Genomic DNA, 403 nt, shown 5'->3' with positions numbered 1-403 from the left:
GAACCAATGGGGGTATCTGACTCGTTACATCGAGGACGGCAGCATGCCGTTCGACAATAATCTTCTCGAGCGTGACATCAGAATCTTTGCCGCTGGCCGGAAAAGTTGGCTGTTCAGCGATACCGTCGACCGAGGCAGGGCCAGCGCCGTCATCTACAGCCTGATGTTGACCTGCCGCGCCTGTGGCGTCGAGCCGTTAGCGTGGCTGCGCCACGTCCTCACGAATGCCTCAACGCAACGAGGACGCTGATATCTACGATCTGCTGCCCTTCAACTTCGCCAAATCAACAGCAGCCTGATCAGACCAGATACCGTTCCCAATTCGAAAGCCATCCGTCGAAAGCGCTGGCGTCAATGTGCGAGGAAAATAGCGCTTACGATCTCTTCATGGCATGTTAGCAAC

1 pseudogene is annotated in these 403 nt (G+C 55.6%); it reads left to right on the top strand.

The annotated features are described in order from the left end of the window. A pseudogene (locus tag EN780_RS38190) lies at positions 1–299 on the top strand (transposase domain-containing protein); the annotation flags it as partial. Between the last annotated feature and the right edge of the window lie 104 nt (positions 300–403).

Origin of the sequence: Mesorhizobium sp. M4B.F.Ca.ET.089.01.1.1 (assembly GCF_004022605.1) — a bacterium.
GTDB lineage: Bacteria > Pseudomonadota > Alphaproteobacteria > Rhizobiales > Rhizobiaceae > Mesorhizobium > Mesorhizobium abyssinicae.
This window is presented reverse-complemented; position numbering and strand designations above follow the sequence as displayed.